Annotated in this window: 16 protein-coding genes and 2 pseudogenes; 9 read left to right on the top strand and 9 right to left on the bottom strand. The window is 53.5% G+C overall.

Annotated features, from left to right (window positions below):
- Positions 1 to 15 precede the first annotated feature (15 nt).
- From hisB to hisIE, 5 genes and pseudogenes are all read left to right on the top strand, one after another.
- Positions 16 to 1083, top strand: a complete 1068-nt coding sequence (gene hisB, locus AU509_RS01715; protein ID WP_094117500.1) for a bifunctional histidinol-phosphatase/imidazoleglycerol-phosphate dehydratase HisB — start codon at positions 16 to 18, stop codon at positions 1081 to 1083.
- A pseudogene (gene hisH / locus AU509_RS01710) lies at positions 1083 to 1672 on the top strand (imidazole glycerol phosphate synthase subunit HisH). Before hisB ends, hisH begins: the two are co-directional and overlap by 1 nt.
- A gap of 6 nt (positions 1673 to 1678) precedes the next feature.
- Complete coding sequence (gene hisA, locus AU509_RS01705) at positions 1679 to 2416, top strand: 1-(5-phosphoribosyl)-5-[(5-phosphoribosylamino)methylideneamino]imidazole-4-carboxamide isomerase (RefSeq protein ID WP_085651638.1); 738 nt, start codon at positions 1679 to 1681, stop codon at positions 2414 to 2416.
- Positions 2398 to 3174: an imidazole glycerol phosphate synthase subunit HisF gene (hisF, locus tag AU509_RS01700; protein ID WP_085651637.1), complete on the top strand. Its 777-nt coding sequence runs from the start codon at positions 2398 to 2400 to the stop codon at positions 3172 to 3174. Before hisA ends, hisF begins: the two co-directional genes overlap by 19 nt.
- Entirely contained in the window at positions 3168 to 3782 is a 615-nt protein-coding gene (gene hisIE, locus AU509_RS01695; RefSeq protein WP_085651636.1) for a bifunctional phosphoribosyl-AMP cyclohydrolase/phosphoribosyl-ATP diphosphatase HisIE, read from the top strand. The genes hisF and hisIE overlap by 7 nt, the downstream gene beginning before the upstream one ends.
- Positions 3783 to 4594: 812 nt before the next feature.
- On the opposite strand, the gene ihfB is transcribed toward hisIE, so the two are convergent.
- The 5 genes and pseudogenes from ihfB to serC all read right to left on the bottom strand — a co-directional run bounded on the left by ihfB (position 4595) and on the right by serC (position 10087).
- The gene (ihfB, locus tag AU509_RS01690) at positions 4595 to 4879 is read right to left on the bottom strand and encodes an integration host factor subunit beta (protein ID WP_026740440.1); all 285 of its coding nucleotides are present in this window, start codon (positions 4877 to 4879) and stop codon (positions 4595 to 4597) included.
- Between the two features lie 90 nt (positions 4880 to 4969).
- Positions 4970 to 6643 carry a 30S ribosomal protein S1 gene (gene rpsA, locus AU509_RS01685; protein WP_099045370.1) on the bottom strand — a complete coding sequence of 558 codons (1674 nt, stop codon included), beginning with the start codon at positions 6641 to 6643 and terminating at the stop codon, positions 4970 to 4972.
- Between the two features lie 104 nt (positions 6644 to 6747).
- Positions 6748 to 7436 (bottom strand): annotated as a pseudogene (gene cmk, locus AU509_RS01680) ((d)CMP kinase).
- Between the two features lie 184 nt (positions 7437 to 7620).
- A complete protein-coding gene (gene aroA, locus AU509_RS01675) occupies positions 7621 to 8910 on the bottom strand; it encodes a 3-phosphoshikimate 1-carboxyvinyltransferase (RefSeq protein WP_094117499.1) in 1290 nt (429 codons plus the stop codon).
- 91 nt (positions 8911 to 9001) lie between these two features.
- A complete protein-coding gene (serC, locus tag AU509_RS01670; RefSeq protein WP_085651633.1) occupies positions 9002 to 10087 on the bottom strand; it encodes a 3-phosphoserine/phosphohydroxythreonine transaminase in 1086 nt (361 codons plus the stop codon).
- 252 nt (positions 10088 to 10339) lie between these two features.
- Between serC and ycaO the strand changes: the two genes are divergently transcribed.
- From ycaO to pflA, 4 genes are all read left to right on the top strand, one after another.
- Positions 10340 to 12100 carry a 30S ribosomal protein S12 methylthiotransferase accessory factor YcaO gene (gene ycaO / locus AU509_RS01665; protein ID WP_094117611.1) on the top strand — a complete coding sequence of 587 codons (1761 nt, stop codon included), beginning with the start codon at positions 10340 to 10342 and terminating at the stop codon, positions 12098 to 12100.
- Positions 12101 to 12619: 519 nt separating this feature from the next.
- Positions 12620 to 13477 carry a formate transporter FocA gene (gene focA / locus AU509_RS01660; RefSeq protein ID WP_085653003.1) on the top strand — a complete coding sequence of 286 codons (858 nt, stop codon included), beginning with the start codon at positions 12620 to 12622 and terminating at the stop codon, positions 13475 to 13477.
- Between the two features lie 56 nt (positions 13478 to 13533).
- Positions 13534 to 15822, top strand: a complete 2289-nt coding sequence (gene pflB, locus AU509_RS01655; protein ID WP_085653004.1) for a formate C-acetyltransferase — start codon at positions 13534 to 13536, stop codon at positions 15820 to 15822.
- A gap of 235 nt (positions 15823 to 16057) precedes the next feature.
- Positions 16058 to 16798: a pyruvate formate lyase 1-activating protein gene (gene pflA, locus AU509_RS01650; protein WP_085653006.1), complete on the top strand. Its 741-nt coding sequence runs from the start codon at positions 16058 to 16060 to the stop codon at positions 16796 to 16798.
- A 48-nt stretch (positions 16799 to 16846) separates the two neighbouring features.
- Here the strand turns inward: pflA and AU509_RS01645 are convergent, their stop codons facing one another.
- From AU509_RS01645 to lolA, 4 genes are all read right to left on the bottom strand, one after another.
- Entirely contained in the window at positions 16847 to 18001 is a 1155-nt protein-coding gene (locus tag AU509_RS01645; RefSeq protein ID WP_094117498.1) for an MFS transporter, read from the bottom strand.
- A gap of 302 nt (positions 18002 to 18303) precedes the next feature.
- Positions 18304 to 19599 carry a serine--tRNA ligase gene (gene serS, locus AU509_RS01640; protein ID WP_085653008.1) on the bottom strand — a complete coding sequence of 432 codons (1296 nt, stop codon included), beginning with the start codon at positions 19597 to 19599 and terminating at the stop codon, positions 18304 to 18306.
- A 101-nt stretch (positions 19600 to 19700) separates the two neighbouring features.
- Positions 19701 to 21044, bottom strand: a complete 1344-nt coding sequence (locus tag AU509_RS01635) for a replication-associated recombination protein A (RefSeq protein ID WP_085653009.1) — start codon at positions 21042 to 21044, stop codon at positions 19701 to 19703.
- Between the two features lie 7 nt (positions 21045 to 21051).
- Complete coding sequence (lolA, locus tag AU509_RS01630; RefSeq protein WP_409359739.1) at positions 21052 to 21666, bottom strand: outer membrane lipoprotein chaperone LolA; 615 nt, start codon at positions 21664 to 21666, stop codon at positions 21052 to 21054.
- Between the last annotated feature and the right edge of the window lie 141 nt (positions 21667 to 21807).

Raw genomic sequence — 21807 nt, 5'->3', positions numbered from 1 at the left:
TCTTGAGGAACGATTGTGGGATTGAAATACCTTTTTATCGACCGTGACGGCACGCTGATCGCCGAGCCCCCTGAGGATTATCAGGTTGACCGGCTGGACAAACTGGCGCTGGAGCCGAATGTCATTCCTTCGCTGCTGGCGCTGCAAAAGGCTGGCTTTAAACTGGTGATGATTACGAATCAGGATGGACTCGGCACCGCCAGCTTCCCGCAGGAAGACTTCGATCCGCCGCATAACCTGATGATGCAGATTTTCACTTCTCAGGGGATTGCCTTCGAACGCGTGCTGATCTGCCCCCACCTGCCGTCTGACAACTGCGACTGCCGCAAACCGAAAACCGCGCTGGTAGACGCATTCCTGAAAGACAACGTGATGGACAGCGGCAACAGCTATGTTATCGGCGATCGGGAAACGGATATCGAACTAGCGAAAAACATGGGGATCACCGGTCTGCGCTACCAGCGAGACGGGCTGAACTGGGCTGATATCGTCACCCAGCTGACCCGCCGAGACCGTCACGCACACGTCCGCCGCGTGACGCGCGAAACGGCCATCGAGGTTAACGTCTGGCTCGACCGTGAGGGTGAAAGCAAGATTAGCACCGGCGTGGGTTTCTTTGACCATATGCTCGACCAGATCGCCACCCACGGCGGTTTCCGTATGCAGGTTGAAGTCAAAGGCGATCTGTACATCGACGACCATCACACGGTAGAAGACACCGCGCTGGCGTTGGGTGAAGCGTTGAATAAGGCGCTGGGCGACAAACGCGGCATCGGCCGCTTCGGCTTTGTGCTGCCGATGGACGAATGTCTGGCCCGCTGCGCGCTGGATATCTCCGGCCGTCCTCACCTGGAATACAAAGCGGAATTCAACTATCAGCGCGTGGGCGATCTGAGCACAGAAATGGTCGAACACTTCTTCCGTTCGCTCTCTTACGCCATGGCCTGCACATTGCACCTCAAAACCAAAGGCCGTAACGACCACCACCGCGTCGAGAGCTTGTTCAAAGCCTTTGGCCGCGCGCTGCGTCAGGCTATCCGGGTTGAAGGCGACACGTTGCCGAGTTCGAAAGGAGTACTGTGATGGACGTGGTGATTCTTGATACCGGCTGCGCCAATCTGTCATCCGTCGCCTATGCGGTAAAACGTCTGGGCTACGACCCGGTCATCAGCCGCGAGTCGGACGTGGTGCTGCACGCCGATAAACTGTTTCTGCCAGGCGTCGGCACGGCGCAGGCCGCGATGGATCAGCTCAAAGAGCGCAATCTGATCGACCTGATTAAAGCCTGCACCCAGCCCGTCTTAGGTATCTGTTTGGGGATGCAGCTGCTGGGCAGCGCCAGCGATGAGAGCGGCGGTATCGATACCCTGGCATCGTCGACGCGCCCGTGCTGAAAATGGAAGACCAGGGGCTGCCTTTGCCTCACATGGGCTGGAATCAGCTGACGCCGCAGGCCGGTCACCGTCTGTTCCGCGACATTCCCGAAGACGCTTATTTCTACTTCGTGCATAGCTACGCCATGCCGGTCTGTTCCGATACCATCGCTCAGGCTCAGTACGGCGATGCCTTTACGGCCGCCGTGCAAAAAGAGAACTTCTACGGCGTACAGTTCCACCCGGAACGTTCCGGCGCCGCCGGCGCGCAGTTGTTGAAAAACTTTCTGGAGATGTAAACGGTCATGATTATTCCCGCTTTAGATTTGATCGACGGGCAGGTTGTCCGTTTACATCAGGGCGACTACGGACAGCAGCGTCAGTACGGCAGCGATCCGCTTCCTCGCCTGCAGGATTATCAGCAGCAAGGCGCGCAGGTGCTGCATCTGGTTGATTTAACCGGGGCGAAAGATCCGGCCGCTCGTCAGATTCCCCTGCTGAAAACGCTATTGGCTGGCGTCTCCGTACCGGTACAGGTCGGTGGCGGCATCCGCACACAGCAGGACGTTGAAGCGCTGCTGGAAGCGGGCGCTCGGCGCGTCGTTATTGGCTCCACCGCCGTTAAAGAGCCGGAGTTAGTGCAGTCGTGGTTCACTCGCTACGGCGCAGAAGCGCTAGTCTTGGCGCTGGACGTGCGTATCGACGCCGACGGCGTCAAAAATGTGGCGATCAGCGGCTGGCAGGAAAATTCCGGGATCACGCTGGAGCAGACCGTCGAACGCTATCTGCCGTTCGGTCTGCGTCATGTGCTGTGCACCGATATTTCCCGCGACGGTACGCTGCAGGGGTCTAACGTCGATCTTTATCGAGAAATCTGCCGACAATACCCCCAGGTGGCGTTTCAGGCTTCCGGCGGTATCGGCTCTCTCGCGGATATCGACTCGTTGCGCGGCAGCGGCGTGCAAGGCGTGATCGTGGGTCGCGCCCTGCTGGAAGGAAAATTTAACGTAGCGGAGGCAATCGCATGCTGGCAAAACGGATAATTCCCTGTCTCGACGTGCGCGACGGACAGGTGGTCAAAGGCGTTCAATTCCGCAACCATGAAATTATCGGCGATATCGTTCCTCTCGCTCAGCGCTATGCGCAAGAAGGCGCGGATGAACTGGTTTTCTACGATATTACGGCGTCTTCCGACGGACGCGTTGTGGATAAAAGCTGGGTTTCTCGCGTGGCGGAAGTGATCGACATCCCCTTCTGTGTCGCAGGTGGTATTAAAAGTCTGGAAGAAGCCGCACAGATTCTGTCGTTCGGCGCAGACAAGATTTCCATCAACTCGCCAGCACTGGCCGACCCGACGTTGATTTCCCGGTTGGCCGACCGCTTCGGGGTTCAATGCATCGTGGTCGGGATTGATACCTGGCATGATGCCGACACCGGGCGTTATCATGTTAACCAGTACACCGGCGACGAGCATCGTACCCGCGTCACTCAGTGGGAAACGCTGGACTGGGTTCAGGAAGTCCAAAAGCTCGGCGCAGGTGAAATCGTATTGAATATGATGAACCAGGACGGCGTCCGCAATGGCTACGACCTGGAACAGCTGCGGCTGGTTCGAGACGTTTGTCAGGTGCCGTTGATCGCTTCCGGCGGCGCCGGTACGCGCGAACATTTTCTGGAAGCGTTTCAGAATGCGCGCGTTGATGGCGCGCTGGCGGCGTCGGTCTTTCATAAACAAATCATTAATATTGGCGAACTGAAACAGTTCCTCAAGCAACAAGGCGTGGAGATCCGGGTGTGTTAACCGAACAACAAAGAAGCCAGTTAGACTGGGAAAAAACCAACGGCATGCTGCCAGCCATCGTACAACATGCCGTTTCCGGCGAAGTGCTGATGCTGGGTTATATGAATCCGGAAGCGCTGCAGGCGACGGAAGAAACGGGAAAAGTCACCTTTTTCTCTCGCACTAAAGACCGGCTGTGGACCAAAGGCGAAACGTCGGGCAACGTCCTGAACGTAGTCTCCATCACGCCGGACTGCGATAACGATACGCTGCTGGTTCTGGCCAATCCTGTCGGCCCCACCTGTCATACTGGAACAAGCAGCTGTTTCTCACCGGCAGCCAGCCAGTGGCAGTTCCTGTTTGAGCTGGAGCAGCTGTTAGCCAGCCGCAAAACTGCCGACCCAGAGAGCTCATACACCGCACGGCTCTATGCCAGCGGTACTAAGCGCATCGCACAAAAAGTCGGTGAAGAAGGGTTAGAGACGGCGCTGGCGGCAACCGTGCATGATAGAGAAGAGCTGACCAATGAAGCGTCCGATCTGATGTACCACCTGCTGGTGCTGCTTCAGGATCAGGATTTGGATCTGGCGACTATTATCGGCCGTCTGCAAGAACGTCATACCAAGTAACTGTCCTATGCAAGGGTCACTCCAAGGTTAGCTGGGGTGACCATTACCTTGAGATTCGTGCATACATTTCCGGGGACCATCGCAGTGGGGATATGCGCTTCGTACAGTCTGATGATCACCCAATTCTACTTTGAACCCAACAGCCTCAATGGTGTGACCTGATAGTCATTCCGCGCTGATGGCGGCTATTCTGCAAGTCTTTGACATGAGCGCCATACTACATACCCTGCCTTCGTCATAAATAAAGAGCTATTCTTCACATTATCTGTCTCCCGGGTTGACCTCAAAACATGGCATAACGCCCAGCCACCCTTTTCAGCGTCACGCGACGAAGGTTTATTCACCACGATATCTTATTTTTGCTTCGTTGTTTGCCAATGACGCGTGTAGGTAAATACGTCACATAGAGATCCGTCTGCCTAATTCTCTCGGAAACCATTCATCAACCGCGATGATCGATAGCGTTCATTCATCGTGCTCATCGCCCTTCCGCGGCTCATGAAAAGTCAAAATACCATCGCGCTCAATCATGCAAATTATCGGCAACAGGGCGTTCTGTGTTCTGTGTCTGTGTCTGTGTCTGTGTTCAATATAGTGCGCGCCTTGGAGAGATTATCTCTGTCGGCATGATGTCGTCCTGTTAAGGCGCATGCTTCATCGCGCAGGACGCTCACAGTAGGGATAGGCACAAGCAAAAGGGGCAAATCACAAATAGAAAAAAGGCGCCCTTTGACAGGCGCCTTTTAAAATTTCTTACTTGGCAGTCTATGCACGTAATACCGCGCAAGATGGCATTTATCTATTGCTGTCGATCAGCCGTAGATATTTGCACGATCGCGCAGTTCCTTGCCAGGTTTGAAATGCGGAACGTATTTACCTTCAAGTTCCACTTTCTCACCCGTCTTAGGGTTACGTCCGACACGCGGTGCACGGTAGTGAAGTGAGAAACTGCCGAACCCACGGATCTCAATACGATCGCCTTCTGCCAGCGTACTCGCCATCTGCTCGAGCATCTCTTTCACTGCATCCTCGACCAACTTGGCCGGGATATGAGATTGCTGTCCAGCAAGTCTTTCAATAAGCTCAGACTTGGTCATAGTTCCTCCAAGTATATGGTCAGTTAATACCATAATAACTTACTACCGTTTGAGACCGGACGGCATCTACTGCCGCCCGGTCCACCGTGATTATTCGCCTTTAGCTGCTTTGAAAGCTTCAGCCATTGCATTGGAGAAGTTGCTTTCGTCCTGTTTGTTGTTAACAGTCGCGATTGCATCTTTCTCGTCAGCTTCGTCTTTAGCACGAACAGACAGGCTAACTACGCGGTTCTTACGGTCAACACCGGTGTACTTCGCTTCGACGGAATCGCCAACGCTCAGAACCAGAGTTGCGTCTTCAACGCGGTCACGCGCGGCTTCAGAAGCACGCAGGTAACCTTCAACGCCATCAGCTAATTCAACTGTAGCACCTTTAGCGTCAACGGCAGTAACTTTACCCGTAACAATCGCACCTTTCTTGTTCATAGACAGGTAGTTGTTGAACGGATCTTCAGCCAGCTGTTTAACGCCCAGGGAGATGCGCTCACGCTCTGCATCAACCTGCAGGACAACGGCAGCGATTTCGTCGCCTTTCTTGTACTCGCGAACAGCTTCTTCGCCAGCTACGTTCCAGGAGATGTCGGACAGGTGAACCAGACCGTCAATGCCGCCATCCAGACCGATGAAGATACCGAAGTCAGTGATAGACTTGATCTTACCTTCTACGCGGTCACCCTTGTTGTGGGTTTCAGCGAACTGCTGCCACGGGTTGGATTTGCACTGTTTCAGGCCCAGGGAGATACGACGACGTTCTTCGTCGATGTCCAGAACCATAACTTCAACCACGTCGCCCACGTTAACCACTTTGGACGGATGGATGTTTTTGTTGGTCCAATCCATTTCGGAAACGTGAACCAGACCTTCAACGCCTTCTTCGATTTCTACGAAGCAGCCGTAGTCAGTCAGGTTGGTTACGCGACCGGTCAGACGAGTGCTTTCCGGGTAACGTTTAGCGATAGCAACCCAAGGATCTTCGCCCAGCTGTTTCAGACCCAGAGATACACGGGTACGTTCGCGGTCGAATTTCAGCACCTTAACATTGATTTCATCGCCCACGTTGACGATTTCGCTCGGATGCTTAACGCGTTTCCAAGCCATGTCAGTGATGTGCAGCAGGCCGTCAACGCCGCCCAGATCAACGAATGCACCGTAGTCAGTGAGGTTCTTAACGATACCTTTAACTTCCATGCCTTCCTGCAGGTTTTCCAGCAGCTGATCGCGCTCTGCGCTGTTTTCGGATTCGATAACTGCACGGCGGGAAACCACAACGTTGTTACGTTTCTGGTCCAGCTTGATCACTTTGAACTCAAGCTCTTTGCCTTCCAGGTGCAGCGTGTCGCGTACCGGACGAACGTCTACCAGGGAGCCCGGCAGGAACGCACGAATACCGTTCAGCTCAACGGTGAAACCGCCTTTAACTTTACCGTTGATAACACCGGTAACAGTCGCAGCTTCTTCGTAAGCTTTTTCCAGCATCAGCCATGCTTCGTGACGCTTAGCTTTCTCACGGGACAGCAGAGTTTCGCCGAAGCCGTCTTCGACAGCGTCCAGTGCAACGTCAACTTCATCGCCAACCTGAATTTCAATTTCGCCCTGCGCGTTCTTGAACTGCTCAGCCGGAATGGCGGACTCAGATTTCAGACCGGCGTCAACCAGTACGACATCTTTGTCGATAGCAACAACAACACCGCGAACGATGGAACCCGGACGGGTTTCGATTTCTTTCAGGGATTCTTCAAAGAGTTGAGCAAAAGATTCAGTCATGTTGATAATCTTAGGGTTTCTTAATTTAACGTCCATCTGGCATCCTGCTCGATGGGGCTGTTTCACATACCTCGCTACGCATCCTTACAGCGAGGTGGGATTATTTATTGGTTGGCCGGACCCAGCTTCTGACTTACATAGGCCAGCGCCCTTTCAACCACTTCATCTAGCGACATCTCGGTCGAGTCCAGCACCAGAGCTTCCGGCGCCGGCACCAACGGTGCGACGGCTCGATTACGATCGCGATCGTCGCGTTCTTTAATCTCGGATAAAAGACGTTCAAAGTTAACACTAAAGCCCTTCGCCTGCAACTGCAGCATGCGGCGCTGCGCACGCTCTTCCGCGCTGGCGTCGAGGAAAATCTTTACAGCCGCATCGGGAAAGACGACGGTTCCCATATCCCGACCATCGGCTATGAGCCAGGCGCCTCGCGAAAAGCGCGCTGACGCCGCAATAGCGCTTCGCGAACGCGGGGAAATGCTGCGGTCTGCGACGCCGTATTACCCACTTCTTCGGTGCGGATTTCCAGACTGACGTCTTCACCTTCCAACACCACTTTTAACTGCCCGTCTTCGGGGACGAAACGGACATCAAGGTGCGTCGCCAGCGGCACCAGCGCTTCTTCAGAGTGGATATCTACCTGGTGGTGCAGCGCCGCCAGCGCCAGTACGCGATAGATAGCACCGGAATCCAACAGGTTCCAATGCAACGCTTCCGCTAATGCTTTGCATAGCGTGCCTTTGCCCGCGCCACTTGGCCCGTCAACCGTAATTACCGGTGCAGTCACCGCCATGTTCTTCTCCTTCACACAGGGAAAATCTTCGTGCCATTGTAGACAATAAAGTCAGCCATTATACGCCGACATAGCGATAAACATTAAATAAAAGACTTATACCTAGTGAATATCCGGCGAATTCTTATACGAATAGCGGATAAAACTATTCAGGGAGGCGTGATCCCCCCTGAAATAACAGGAGTTAAGCAAACTGACTCAGTCGTGCCAATTGCTCGAAATAGTCGGGGAAGGTTTTCGCCGTGCATTTGGGGTCGAGGATCGTCACAGGCGTATCAGAGAGTGCCAACAACGAGAAACACATCGCCATACGGTGGTCGTTATAGGTGCCGATTTCGGCTGACGTCAACTGCTTCGGCGGGGTGATGCGGATGTAATCATGCCCTTCTTCCACTTCTGCGCCGGCTTTGCGCAGCTCGGTCGCCATCGCCGCCAGACGATCGGTTTCTTTGACGCGCCAATTGTAAATATTGCGCAGCGTAGTCGTGCCGCCTTCCGCGAACATCGCCGCAGTCGCGATAGTCATCGCCGCGTCGGGAATGTGATTCATGTCCATATCAATGGCGTGCAAGGCGTTGCGCTCGCATTCGATATAATCATCGCCCCAACGAATAATCGCGCCCATTTTTTCCAGCACATCCGCAAAACGCACATCGCCCTGAACGCTGTTACGCCCCACGCCGGTCACCCGCACGACGCCGCCCCGAATGGCGCCGGCGGCCAGGAAATAAGACGCGGAAGACGCATCCCCTTCCACCAAATAATCGCCCGGCGAGCGATAACGCTGCTGACCCGCGATCTGGAACGTTTGATAATCGTTGTTTTCAACGGTGATACCGAACGTTTCCATCATATGCAACGTAATGTCGATGTACGGTTTGGAAACCAAATCACCCTTGATGCTGATGCGCGTATCCTGAGGCGCCAGCGGGGACATCATCAGTAACGCCGTCAGGAACTGGCTCGATACGCTGCCGTCTACTGTAATATCGTCACCCTGGAAACCCCCGTGCAACCGCAGCGGCGGGTAGTTTTCCTGCTCCAGATAGTCGATACGCGCCCCGCCCTGACGCAGAGAGTCCACCAGGTGACCAATGGGGCGTTCTTTCATACGCGGTTCACCCGTCAGGATGACATCCCCTTCCGTCAAGCACAGCGCGGCGGCCAGAGGACGCATTGCTGTTCCGGCATTGCCAAGGAACAATTCAAGCGGCTCGCTGACGTGAAACGGACGGCCAAGCCCCACGATATCGCACTGGGTACGGTCGGCAGACAATTGATAGCTGACGCCCAGCGCTTTGAGCGCGTTCAACATGTGCCGCACATCGTCGCTATCCAGTAAATTGGTTAAACGCGTCGTGCCTTCTGCCAGCGCCGCCAGCAGCAGCGCACGATTAGAGACGCTTTTCGAGCCAGGAAGATTGATCGTGCCATTAACACGTTTTACGGGTTGTAGGGTCAGGGATTCCTGCATGTGAATTGTTGTCTCCAAAATATTGATACAAAAAACCCGGTATCAGACCGGGGTTTTTAAAGAGAGCGACCACGGCCGCATGATACGGCAATCAGCCGTGGCGACGTTCGAAGTCAGCCATAAACTCGGTCAATGTCTTCACGCCTTCCAGGGGCATCGCATTATAGATGGATGCACGCATACCGCCAACGGCCCGGTGGCCTTTCAGCGCATGCAGGCCGGCCTGCTGCGCTTCTTGCAGAAATACGCTATCCAACGCAGGGTCTGCCAGCAGGAATGGCACATTCATTCGTGAGCGGTTAGATAACGCAACGTCGTTACTATAAAAATCGCCGCGGTCGATGGCGGAATACAGCAGGTCGGCTTTGGCCTGATTCCGTTTTTCCATTTCAACCAAACCGCCCTGCGCTTTTAGCCATTTGAACACCAAACCAGAGAGGTACCATGCAAAGGTCGGCGGCGTATTGTACATGGATCCATTGTCGGCCAGAATTTTGTAATCCAGCATAGACGGCAATTCCCGGCGGGATTTACCCAGCAAATCATCACGGACAATCACCAGCGTCAAACCCGCAGGCCCGATATTTTTCTGTGCGCCGGCGTAGATCACACCGTAACGGGTAACGTCGATAGCGCGGGACAAAATGCTTGAGGAGTAGTCGGCCACGACCACTTTGTCGCCGAAATCAGGCTGCTCTTCGATAGCCATGCCGTCGATAGTTTCATTCGGGCAGTAATGGACGAATGCGGCGTCGTCCGACAGCGCCCACTCGTTCATAGGCTTCACCGCACGCTGGCCGTCGACACGCGTTTTCACGTCGACGACGTTGGGCGTGCCATATTTTTGTGCTTCATTAATGGCGCTGTGGGCCCAATAGCCGCCGTCGATATAGTCAGCCTTGGTATTGTCGCCTAGCAGGTTCATCGGAACCGCCGCGAACTGCGCTCGCGCACCGCCGTGGCAGAAAAGAACTTTATAGTTGGAGGGGATATTGAGGAGGTCGCGCAGATCCTGTTCAGACTCGGTAGCGACCTGGATAAATTCTTTGCTGCGATGGCTGATTTCCATCACCGACGTGCCCAGACCCTGCCAGTTACACAATTCCTGTTGCGCTTGACGCATTACATCGGCCGGCAGCATCGCCGGACCGGCGCTAAAATTAAAAACCTGAGTCATTTCCCCTCACCACACTCTGTCTAAATGATAAAAATGGCGACCTGAGTCGTCGCTGGTTTTGCTTGGTTATTGGTTTTATCACTCGTTATTCGCGCCTGCAACGCTTATTCACCCCGGTTGCCGAAAACGTTGCCAACCGAGCGCCGACGCCGTCCCTCTAGCTGTTGCTCGCCTGTTACAGAGAATAAATAGAGTCGGCGCATAAAAGTCCGTATCATGCCTTTTTTGCAAAAAAACAACCGAGTGAGCAACATGACCCAAACGTTTATCCCAGGCAAAGACGCCGCCCTGGAAGACTCCATCGCCCGTTTTCAACAGCAGCTCCAAGACCTGGGGTTCAACATCGAAGAAGCCTCATGGCTGAATCCGGTGCCTAACGTCTGGTCCGTCCACATCCGCGACCGTGATTGCGCGTTGTGTTTCACCAACGGTAAAGGCGCGACGAAAAAAGCGGCCTTGGCTTCCGCGCTCGGCGAATATTTCGAGCGCCTGTCCACCAACTACTTCTTTGCCGATTTCTATTTAGGCCAAAACATCGCTAACGGCGATTTCGTCCACTATCCGGACGAAAAATGGTTCGCCCTGCCCGAGGATGACACGCTGCCCGAAGGTATCCTCGATGAGCGTCTGCACGCTTTCTACGATCCCGAACAGGAATTGACCGCGAGCGACCTGATCGATTTGCAATCCGGCCATGCCGAGCGCGGTATCTGCGCGCTGCCGTTCACACGCCAGTCCGATCTCCAGACGGCCTATATCCCGGTCAACATTATCGGCAACCTGTATGTCTCTAACGGAATGTCCGCAGGCAACAGCGCGAATGAAGCACGCGTGCAGGGACTGTCCGAAGTGTTCGAACGCTACGTGAAAAACAGAATCATCGCGGAAGCCATCAGCCTGCCGAAAATTCCGGCGGATGTACTGTCCCGCTATCCGGGCGTCGTCGAATCCATCGCCACGCTCGAGCAGGAAGGCTTTCCGATTTTCGCCTTTGACGCTTCGCTGGGCGGGAAATATCCGGTGATCTGCGTGGTGTTGTTTAATCCGGCCAACGGCACATGCTTCGCCTCCTTCGGCGCACACCCTGATTTCGGCGTCGCGCTGGAGCGCACGGTTACAGAACTCCTGCAGGGACGCGGCCTGAAAGATCTGGATGTTTTCACTCCGCCGACTTTCGATAATGAAGAAGTCGCCGAGCATACTAATCTGGAGACACATTTTATCGACTCCAGCGGTCTGATCTCCTGGGATCTCTTCAAAGACGAGTCAGACTACACCTTTAGCGATTGGGACTTTAGCGGTACGACCGAGCAGGAGTTCGCGACGTTGATGGAGATCTTCCGCGCGGAAGATAAAGAAGTGTATATCGCCGATTACGAACATCTCTCTGTGTACGCTTGCCGTATTCTGGTGCCGGGGATGTCTGACATTTACCCCGCCGAAGATCTGCTGCTGGCAAACAACAGCATGGGCGCGCACCTGCGCGAAACGTTGCTGGCGTTACCGGACAGCCAATTTGAGCAGGAAGACTATCTGGCGCTGCTACAGCAGTTAGACGATGAAGGACTGGATGACTTTACCCGCGTGCGCGAACTGCTGGGTATTGCGACTGGCAAAGATAATGGTTGGTTCACGCTGCGTGTCGGGGAACTCAAATCCATGCTGGCGCTGGCGGGCGGCGATCTGGAACAGGCGCTGAGCTGGGTTGAGTGGTCGCAGGACTTCAACCAGTCAGTCTTCAGTCCTGAGCACAGCAACTACTATCGTTGCCTACAAACCTTGCTGGAACTGGCGCTGGAGCCTGAAAGAGAAGCTGCGCAATATTACGATGCGTTGGTCAAGATGTACGGCGGCGATACGGTTGAGCATGCCAGCGCAGCCATTGCCGGGGAATCCTGCTTCTATAAGCTTTTCTCCGTCGACGCTGCGCTGACCGCGTTGCCAGCACATCAGTCGCTATTGGCAGCTTATGAAAAGCTGCAGCAAGCCAAACGCAAGCACTGGCAGTCCTAACCCTCCTATCAATACGGCAGGCATATGCTTGCCGTACTTCACCATGATCCCATTTTTTATTAGTGGGATATATATTTACACTCCGATGGATTCCCATCGCTGCAACAATGCTTTACACTCCCCGCGGCTGTTCGCCCCCGGTTTCCATTTTTCGTCAGCCTCAATTATTCCAGATTAAATTCAGGGTTATTTTTACCTAACACCTTAATTTAATTATGGATATTATTTTTGATGTTACTACTTGGTTAAATTTCGACTAGTGGCGAAGAATTTAACCGCTATAATTATAAAATAAATGCTGTTTTTAATAAAAAAACCCTATTTCAACGCACCTCCTTAAACGATCTTTATATTTTTTAAAAATATTTTTTCGTTAAAATTCATTCGGTTAACTTGATTGCATGGTGTTTTGAGGGACTTGAGGCCTGTCAAGTACCCGCCATTATGATCCATGTCAAATTTCGCATTAATATGCTTTGTTAATATCACTGCGCTGATAAACTTTAAGAGAGAGTTAGTGTGAAAGCTGACAACCCCTTTACTCTGCTACTACCGGCAGCAATGGCAAAAGTTGCGGAAGATGCAGGTGTCTATAAAGCGACAAAAAAACCGCTGACTACATTTTCCCTCGCGATAAGTGCGGGAGTTTTCATCTCCATCGCATTTGTTTTCTACATCACTGCCACGACAGGGTCGGCCTCCATGCCTTTCGGCATGGCCAAACTGGTCGGCGGTATCTGCTTCTCTCTGGGGCTGATGCTGGTGGTGGTCTGCGGCGCAGACTTGTTTACGTCCACGGTGTTGATTCTTGTGGCTAAGGCCAGTGACCGCATTACCTGGCGTCAGTTAGGCTGCAACTGGGTGAACGTCTATTTTGGGAACCTGGTGGGAGCGCTGATCTTCGTTGCGCTGATTTGGTTCTCAGGCGAGCACATGGTCGCTAACGGCGCGTGGGGTTTGAATATCCTGCAAACCGCGAATCACAAGCTGGAGCATACGTTCACTGAGGCACTATGCCTCGGCATTCTGGCGAATCTAATGGTCTGTTTGGCCGTCTGGATGAGTTACTCCGGCCGTACCCTGCTCGACAAATGTCTGGTGATGGTTTTGCCGGTCGCCATGTTTGTCGCTAGCGGCTTCGAGCATAGCATTGCAAACATGTTCATGATTCCTATGGGAATTGTGATTAAAAACTTCGCTTCGGAAGAGTTCTGGCATGCCATTGGAATGGCGCCGAGCCAATTCGAACACCTGACCATCCACAATTTTATTGTCGATAACCTGATCCCGGTCACTATCGGCAACATCATTGGTGGCGGGTTGTTGGTAGGCTTAACTTATTGGGTTATTTATTTGCGCGGTGGAGACAAGCACTAGGGTGTTATCGGCCGCAACATCGGGTTTTAAAAATCCATATAAAAGGTAGGTGTAAAATGACCGATCTGAATGAAAAATTAGCCAACGCATGGCAAGGTTTTAGCAAAGGTGAATGGCAGAATGAAGTCAATGTTCGTGACTTCATCCAGAAAAACTACACGCCGTATGAAGGCGATGAGTCTTTCCTGGCGGGCGCTACTCCTGCGACTAGCGCGCTGTGGGATAAAGTTATGGAAGGTATCAAACAGGAAAACCGCACTCATGCGCCTGTTGATTTCGATACTGACCTTGCTGCCACCATCACCTCGCATGATGCCGGCTACATCGATAACAACCTCGAAAAAGTGGTTGGTCTTCAGACCGATGCTCCGCTGAAACGCGCGCTTATCCCCTTCGGCGGCATCAAGATGGTTGAAGGTTCTTGCAAAGCGTACAACCGCGAGCTGGATCCGGAACTGAAAAAAATCTTCACCGAATACCGCAAAACTCACAACCAGGGCGTGTTTGACGTTTATACCCCGGACATCCTGCGTTGCCGTAAATCCGGTGTTCTGACCGGTCTGCCGGATGCGTATGGCCGTGGCCGTATCATCGGTGACTACCGTCGCGTTGCGCTGTACGGTATCGACTACCTGATGAAAGAGAAATTCGCACAGTTCAGCTCTCTGCAGAGCAAACTGGAAAATGGCGAAGATCTCGAAGCCACTATCCGTCTGCGTGAAGAAATTGCTGAACAGCATCGCGCTCTGGGACAGATCAAAGAAATGGCAGCCAAATATGGTTGCGATATCTCTGCTCCGGCAACGACTGCTCAGGAAGCGGTACAGTGGACTTACTTCGGCTACCTGGCTGCCGTTAAGTCTCAGAACGGCGCCGCAATGTCCTTCGGTCGCGTATCCACCTTCCTGGATATCTTCATCGAACGCGATCTGAAAGCAGGCAAAATCACCGAACAGGACGCTCAGGAACTGATCGACCACCTGGTCATGAAACTGCGTATGGTTCGCTTCCTGCGTACCCCTGAATACGATGAGCTGTTCTCCGGCGACCCGATCTGGGCAACTGAATCTCTGGCCGGTATGGGCCTGGATGGTCGTACGCTGGTCACCAAAACCAGCTTCCGTTTCCTGAACACCCTGTACACCATGGGGCCGTCTCCGGAACCGAACATGACCATCCTGTGGTCTGAAAAACTGCCGTCAAACTTCAAAAAATACGCGGCTAAAGTCTCCATCGATACCTCTTCTCTGCAGTACGAGAATGATGATCTGATGCGCCCTGACTTCGACAATGATGACTACGCCATTGCCTGTTGCGTTAGCCCGATGGTTGTGGGCAAGCAGATGCAGTTCTTCGGCGCTCGTGCCAACCTGGCGAAAACCATGCTGTATGCAATCAACGGCGGCATGGACGAAAAAATGAAGATGCAGGTAGGCCCGAAATCTGCACCGATCCTGAGCGAAACCCTGAACTTCGACGAAGTCATGGAACGTATGGATCACTTCATGGACTGGCTGGCAAAACAGTACGTCACCGCGCTGAACATCATCCACTACATGCATGATAAGTACAGCTACGAAGCCTCTCTGATGGCGCTGCACGACCGTGATGTGTATCGCACCATGGCATGCGGCATCGCCGGTCTGTCTGTTGCAGCTGACTCCCTGTCCGCCATCAAATATGCCAAAGTTAAACCTGTCCGTGACGAAGACGGCCTGGCTATCGACTTTGACATCGAAGGCGAATACCCGCAGTTCGGTAACAACGACCCGCGCGTTGATGACCTGGCCTGTGACCTGGTTGAACGCTTCATGAAGAAAATTCAGAAGCTGAACACTTACCGCAATGCAGTACCGACTCAGTCTGTACTGACCATCACGTCCAACGTGGTATACGGTAAGAAAACCGGTAACACTCCGGATGGTCGTCGCGCTGGCGCGCCGTTCGGACCGGGTGCTAACCCGATGCACGGCCGTGACCAGAAAGGTGCTGTAGCCTCTCTGACCTCTGTCGCTAAACTGCCGTTTGCTTACGCGAAAGATGGTATTTCTTATACCTTCTCTATCGTGCCGAACGCACTGGGTAAAGACGACGATGTCCGTAAAGCCAACCTGGCTGGCCTGATGGATGGTTACTTCCACCACGAAGCATCTAACAGCGTAGAAGGTGGTCAGCACCTGAACGTGAACGTGATGAACCGTGAAATGTTGCTCGACGCAATGGAAAACCCGGAAAAATATCCGCAGTTGACCATCCGTGTTTCTGGTTACGCAGTACGCTTTAACTCGCTGACCAAAGAACAGCAGCAGGACGTCATCACGCGTACCTTCACGCAGTCCATCTGATTATCATGTCTGCCTGAAAAGGCGTAAAATAAAGGCTCCACTCTGTGGGGCCTTTTTTCACCGCTTCGCCGGAGTATTGAGAGCCTGTTTTGTCAGCCCGCCGTGACCGTTTAACGAGGGATGGCTGCCAAAACAGATTCGACGCAGCGTCATCCTGCTGTAAGTCATGCATGATGGCGTCATTCTGCGCCCCAGCTGGCCGCTATTGTTCGGCCCAACCCGGAGAAACCTCGCAATGTCAGTAATTGGTCGTATTCACTCTTTCGAATCCTGTGGAACCGTCGATGGTCCAGGCATTCGCTTCATCGTCTTCTTTCAGGGATGCTTGATGCGCTGCCTCTACTGCCACAACCGCGATACCTGGGATACCCACGGTGGCAAAGAGATTACGGTAGAAGAGCTGATGAAAGAGGTGGTCACCTATCGTCATTACATGAATGCATCCGGCGGCGGCGTCACAGCCTCCGGCGGAGAGGCCATTTTGCAGGCTGAATTCGTCCGCGATTGGTTTCGCGCTTGTCAGGAGCAAGGCATCAACACCTGTCTTGATACCAACGGATTCGTTCGCCGTTACGATCCGGTGATCGATGAACTGCTCGATGCCACCGATTTGGTGATGCTGGATTTAAAGCAGCTTGACGACACGATCCATCAGAACCTAGTGGGTGTTTCCAATCATCGCACGCTGGAATTTGCACGTTATCTCGCCAAACGTCAGCAAAGAACGTGGATTCGCTATGTGGTCGTCCCCGGCTGGTCTGACGACGATAAGTCAGCACATATGCTGGGTGAGTTCACCCAAGAGATGGGCAATATCGAGAAGATTGAACTCCTGCCCTACCATGAGCTGGGTAAACATAAATGGGTGGCTATGGGTGAGGAATACCAGTTGGATGGCGTGAAGCCCCCAAAAGCGGAGACCATGGACCGCGTGAAATCGATTCTTGAAAGCTACGGCCACCACGTCGTTTATTGACACTGACGGCGAGCCGGTCAATCTATGACCGGCTGATTGACTGATTCGTTAAGCCGCCGCCAGCGGATTGGGATGTTGGTGATTGGCTTTTTTAAGCAACATCACCAAATAACAAAAAGCGATGGCGCCGATCAGGACGAACAGTAATTTATCGGAATAGGATTGCATCAGCATCGCCGCCAAACTGGGTCCTGTCAGGCTACCTATCGTATAGCTCAGCAACAAAGCCTGATTCATCGCAACCAACTCTCCCGCCGCCACTTTCTCGCAGGCCCAGGACATAGCCACGGGATAGAGCGTAAATGCCGCGCAGCCCAGAATGAATAACGCCGGCACCATCGCATACCGACTGAAACCCAACATCATGATACAGCCGATGATCACCGCGAATACCAGCACTCTCAGCACCATCAGGCGACCATAGCGGTCCGCCATTTTGCCGACCGGCCATTGTCCAAAAATACCGGCGCTAATCAGCAATGCCATCCAATAACCGACCTGTGCGTCACTCATTCCCTGATGGGCCAGATAGAGCGGCATCAGACCATACATCGACCCCAAGATGATGCCGGAAATCACGCAGCCGTTAATGCCTAAACGGGCCGTACGGTAACGTAACATCTGCCAAACATTCACCTTGTGCGTCATTATTTGCGGCGGAGAAAGTCGGGCAAACAGCATCGGTAATACGCTGAGCACGACCAGTACGACCGCCCACGGCAAGACGCTGAAAACATCAGTATGAACCATGCTAAGAAGCAGTTGACCGACGACGCTCCCCAGATAGTACGCCATCATGTACGCCGCCAGCAGTTGCCCCCGGTTAGTCGCATGGCCGCTGCACAACAAAGCGCTCTCAACCACGACCCATATCAATGCGCAGCCAACGCCCGCAATGAAGCGCCACAGCAGCCAGCTCCAAAAATCAACCGACAACGCCAAGGCTGCGGTGGCGATAGCCAGCAGGATCGCGGCGAAGTAATAAGAGCGGTTAAATCCAAACCGATGGATCAAGGCCCCGGCCAACAACGTTCCAATTAGGTTGCCACTGAAGTAAGAGGACCCCACCAGCCCGACTTGCCATACAGAGAGCTGTTGAGCATTCAACCAAAGGGGGACAAGCGTATTGAGCACAGCAATGCAGACCGTTAGCAGCAGTAAACCGCTAAGCAGCAAAATGACCGGGCGCGTATAGGTGAACATGGGTCGATGACCATGAGAGAAGATATTTTGCGCGCATCATGCCACCAGCAAAGTTAAAGTCAATCCGTGTTGAGAGAGTAACCGCACGATTTGTTCATGGCCTGACACCGCGGCGCCCTGCAGCGTCTTATCGAGCCCGAGTTTGCAGCAGCTTTTACGATAATAGTCTTTTCTTATGATCGCTTGATCTCGCATTCATCTCTGCCAGATTCCGGGGAAGAACGCCCTGATTTTTACCTTAAAAGGCGACAGTCCAGGCATAAAAAAAGCGCCCCTGAGGGCGCTTTTTCAGCAAAGGTGATTTAACCGATGAATTCCAGACCGTTCATATACGGACGCAGCACTTCCGGCACTTCGATGCGGCCATCCGCCTGCTGGTAGTTTTCCATTACGGCGACCAATGCGCGGCCCACCGCCAGACCAGAGCCGTTCAGCGTGTGTACCAAACGGGTTTTCTTGTCACCTTTGGTACGGCAACGAGTCTGCATACGACGTGCCTGGAAATCCCACATATTGGAGCAAGAGGAGATTTCACGGTAGGTGTTCTGCGCCGGCAGCCACACTTCCAGATCGTAAGTTTTGCAAGAGCCAAAGCCCATATCGCCCGTGCACAGCAGCACTTTGCGATAAGGCAGGTTCAGCAACTGCAAGATTTTTTCCGCGTGGCCGGTCAACTCTTCCAGCGCTTGCATGGAGTCTTCCGGGCGAACAATCTGCACCATCTCGACTTTATCGAACTGATGGACACGAATCAGACCGCGAGTATCACGACCGTAAGAGCCCGCTTCAGAGCGGAAACACGGTGTGTGCGCCGTCATTTTGATCGGCAATGACTCTTCGTCCAGGATCTCGTTACGCACCAGATTGGTCAGCGGTACTTCCGCCGTTGGGATCAGCGCATAGTTGCTGCTGTCAGCCTCTTCCGACAACGGTTTGGTGTGGAACAGGTCTTCACCAAACTTCGGCAGCTGGCCTGTACCATACAGGGAATCCTGATTGACCAGATACGGGACATAAGCTTCGAGGTATCCATGCTGCTCGGTATGCTGATCCAGCATGAATTGGGCAAGCGCACGGTGCATACGCGCAATCTGTCCGCGCATGACGGAGAAACGCGAACCGGTCAGTTTGACGCCATCGGCCATGCTCAGGCCTTGATTGATTTCACCCAAATCGACGTGATCGCGAGGTTCAAAGCCCAGCTGGCGCGGCTCGCCCCAGCGGCTGATTTCCTGATTTTCAGTATCGTCCTTACCTAACGGCACACAGTCGTCAGGCAAGTTCGGGATCGTCAAAGACAGTTCACGAATCGCGTTTTGGAGCTGCTCGAGTTCTTTTTTTGCGGATTCCAGCTTCTCACCCAATGCGTTAACTTCACGGCGCAGCGGTTCAATATCTTCACCACGTGCTTTAGCCGCACCGATCTCTTTCGATCGGGAGTTACGTTCTGCCAGCAAACTTTCCGTTTCGACCTGTAGCGTTTTGCGACGCGCTTCTTGTGCACGCAGCGCCTCAACATCCAGTGTAAAACCTCGGCGAGCCAGTAGTTTTTCGGCAACTGCGTCTAGCTCATTACGCAGTAAATTGGGATCGAGCATGCTAGTCCTGTGCTTTTTATTGATGGAAGAGATATAACAGCGGGCCTGAAAAGGTCCCTGTAGCAGAAAATATCGGTTGTAACCTTACCGCAACGGGTAGGCTAGCGGTAGCGTTTTGTCGGGCTATTTTGATCCTGAGAGGCCAGCCAGGCGAGCTTTTCACCGATCTTTCCCTCTAAACCGCGAGAGGTTGGATAATAATACTGTGTGGCTGCCATTTCCGAGGGGAAATAGTTCTCGCCCGCCGCATACGCATTGGGTTCATCGTGGGCGTAACGATACTCAGCGCCGAGTCCCATCTCTTTCATCAGTGCGGTTGGCGCATTGCGTAAGTGATCAGGCACATCAAAATCCGGCTTGTCACGCGCATCGCGCATCGCCGACTTGAATGCCGTATAAACGGCATTGCTTTTCGGCGCGCACGCCAGATAGACAATGGCCTGAGCGATCGCCCTTTCCCCTTCGGCGGGGCCCACGCGGGTGAAACAGTCCCACGCCGCAATCGCCACCTGCATACCACGAGGATCGGCGTTCCCCACATCTTCCGAGGCAATCGCCAGTAAACGTCGGGCGACATACAGCGGGTCGCCGCCCGCCGTGATAATACGCGCATACCAGTAAAGTGCCGCATCCGGCGCTGAGCCGCGCACTGATTTATGCAAGGCGGAAATCAGGTCATAATATCGGTCGCCTTTGTTATCAAAACGAGCACTGCGTTCACCGGCGACTTCGTTGAGCAATTCCGGCGTCAGATGACGCTCACCGGCGGCGTCGACTTCCGCCATATCCGACATCATTTCCAGTAAATTGAGTGCACGCCGGGCATCGCCGCTCACGAGCTGAGACAGCAGACGGCGCGTCTCGTCAGGCAAGACGATGTGCTGTTTTCCCAAACCGCGTTCGCTATCCTCCAGCGCCTGAGTCAAGACGACTTCGATATCATCTGCCGTCAGTGCTTTTAATAAGTAAACGCGGGCGCGGGATAACAATGCGGAGTTCAGCTCGAATGAGGGATTCTCTGTCGTCGCGCCAATGAAGGTGATCGTGCCATCCTCGATATGAGGGAGAAAGGCATCCTGTTGGCTTTTATTGAAGCGATGGACTTCGTCCACGAACAGAATGGTGCGGCGTCCTGCATTGCGATTTTGCCGCGCGCGTTCAATCGCCTCACGAATCTCTTTGATGCCGGACGTCACTGCCGAGATGCGTTCCACATCGGCATCCCCGTAACGACCGATCAACTCCGCCAGCGTAGTTTTCCCCGTTCCCGGAGGTCCCCACAGAATCATGGAGTGAAGCTGGCCGGACTCAATCGCACGCGGCAACGGTTTACCCGGCCCCAGCAGATGCTGCTGGCCGATGTACTGGGCTAACGTGACTGGCCGCATACGCGCGGCCAGTGGCTGAAATTCATTCTCGGAAAAATCGAGGGACAGATTACTCACAGACGCCTCACTGACGTTGGTCGTCCACCGCAACCCCTTTGGGCGGTGTAAAGGTGAATTTTGCCGCGTCTACCGCTCCGTTTTGCTGATCTTTGAGGACGTAACTACTACGTTGACCGTCCTGTTCGGTGGCGGTAAAACCTTTGATGGTGCCGGAACTGGTCACGCTGATGGAGAATTGACGCAGGTTGCCGCTGGCGGACTTCGGCATCAGCTCAAAGTCATCGCCTTTCTGCGTGACATGGTAATTTTTCCAGTCGCTCGGGCTATTACGCGTAATCAGGATGAACGGCGTGTTCCCCGTCGCATCTTTTACCCAGGTCGCCGTGACCTGCTCAACGAACGGGTTATAGAACCACAGCGTTTTGCCGTCGGAAATCAGTACGCTTTCGTCAGGCGACGTCGTTTTCCAGTTAAACAGATTCGGGCGCTGAACCCACAGCTCTCCCTCGCCATCCTGTACCGATGAACCATCATTGCCCGTCACCTTTTGGGAAAAGCTGGCGTGGAAGCTGTTAACTTTGCTCAGGCGACTTTGCAGATCGCTGGAGGCATCGGCGTATACAGCGCTGGATACCATGCTCGACAGCAAACAACCGGTCATTAACCATTTTTTTATCATAAAAAGATCCTTTTACTATCCTGATGGCATCGTAGGCGACTGTCACAGACAACCACCCAGTGTATGACCTCACTGTAGTTCAGGGAGGTACACCGAAACAGCCGATGTTGTCTGTATTGTCAGGCTTTTACGCATCTTTGC

Origin of the sequence: Lonsdalea britannica, assembly GCF_002111595.1 — a bacterium.
Taxonomy (GTDB): Bacteria; Pseudomonadota; Gammaproteobacteria; order Enterobacterales; family Enterobacteriaceae; genus Lonsdalea; species Lonsdalea britannica.
Note: the sequence above shows the minus strand (reverse complement) of the source record. Positions and strands in the feature narration are given on the sequence as shown.

Coding starts and splice junctions, on each gene's coding strand:
- ycaO (WP_094117611.1), top strand. CDS start 10,340: ATGACCCAAACGTTTATCCCAGGCAAAGACGCCGCCCTGGAAGACTCC.
- pflB (WP_085653004.1), top strand. CDS start 13,534: ATGACCGATCTGAATGAAAAATTAGCCAACGCATGGCAAGGTTTTAGC.
- serS (WP_085653008.1), bottom strand. CDS start 19,599: ATGCTCGATCCCAATTTACTGCGTAATGAGCTAGACGCAGTTGCCGAA.
- rpsA (WP_099045370.1), bottom strand. CDS start 6,643: ATGACTGAATCTTTTGCTCAACTCTTTGAAGAATCCCTGAAAGAAATC.
- AU509_RS01645 (WP_094117498.1), bottom strand. CDS start 18,001: ATGTTCACCTATACGCGCCCGGTCATTTTGCTGCTTAGCGGTTTACTG.
- pflA (WP_085653006.1), top strand. CDS start 16,058: ATGTCAGTAATTGGTCGTATTCACTCTTTCGAATCCTGTGGAACCGTC.
- lolA (WP_409359739.1), bottom strand. CDS start 21,666: ATGATAAAAAAATGGTTAATGACCGGTTGTTTGCTGTCGAGCATGGTA.
- aroA (WP_094117499.1), bottom strand. CDS start 8,910: ATGCAGGAATCCCTGACCCTACAACCCGTAAAACGTGTTAATGGCACG.
- hisF (WP_085651637.1), top strand. CDS start 2,398: ATGCTGGCAAAACGGATAATTCCCTGTCTCGACGTGCGCGACGGACAG.
- serC (WP_085651633.1), bottom strand. CDS start 10,087: ATGACTCAGGTTTTTAATTTTAGCGCCGGTCCGGCGATGCTGCCGGCC.
- hisA (WP_085651638.1), top strand. CDS start 1,679: ATGATTATTCCCGCTTTAGATTTGATCGACGGGCAGGTTGTCCGTTTA.
- ihfB (WP_026740440.1), bottom strand. CDS start 4,879: ATGACCAAGTCTGAGCTTATTGAAAGACTTGCTGGACAGCAATCTCAT.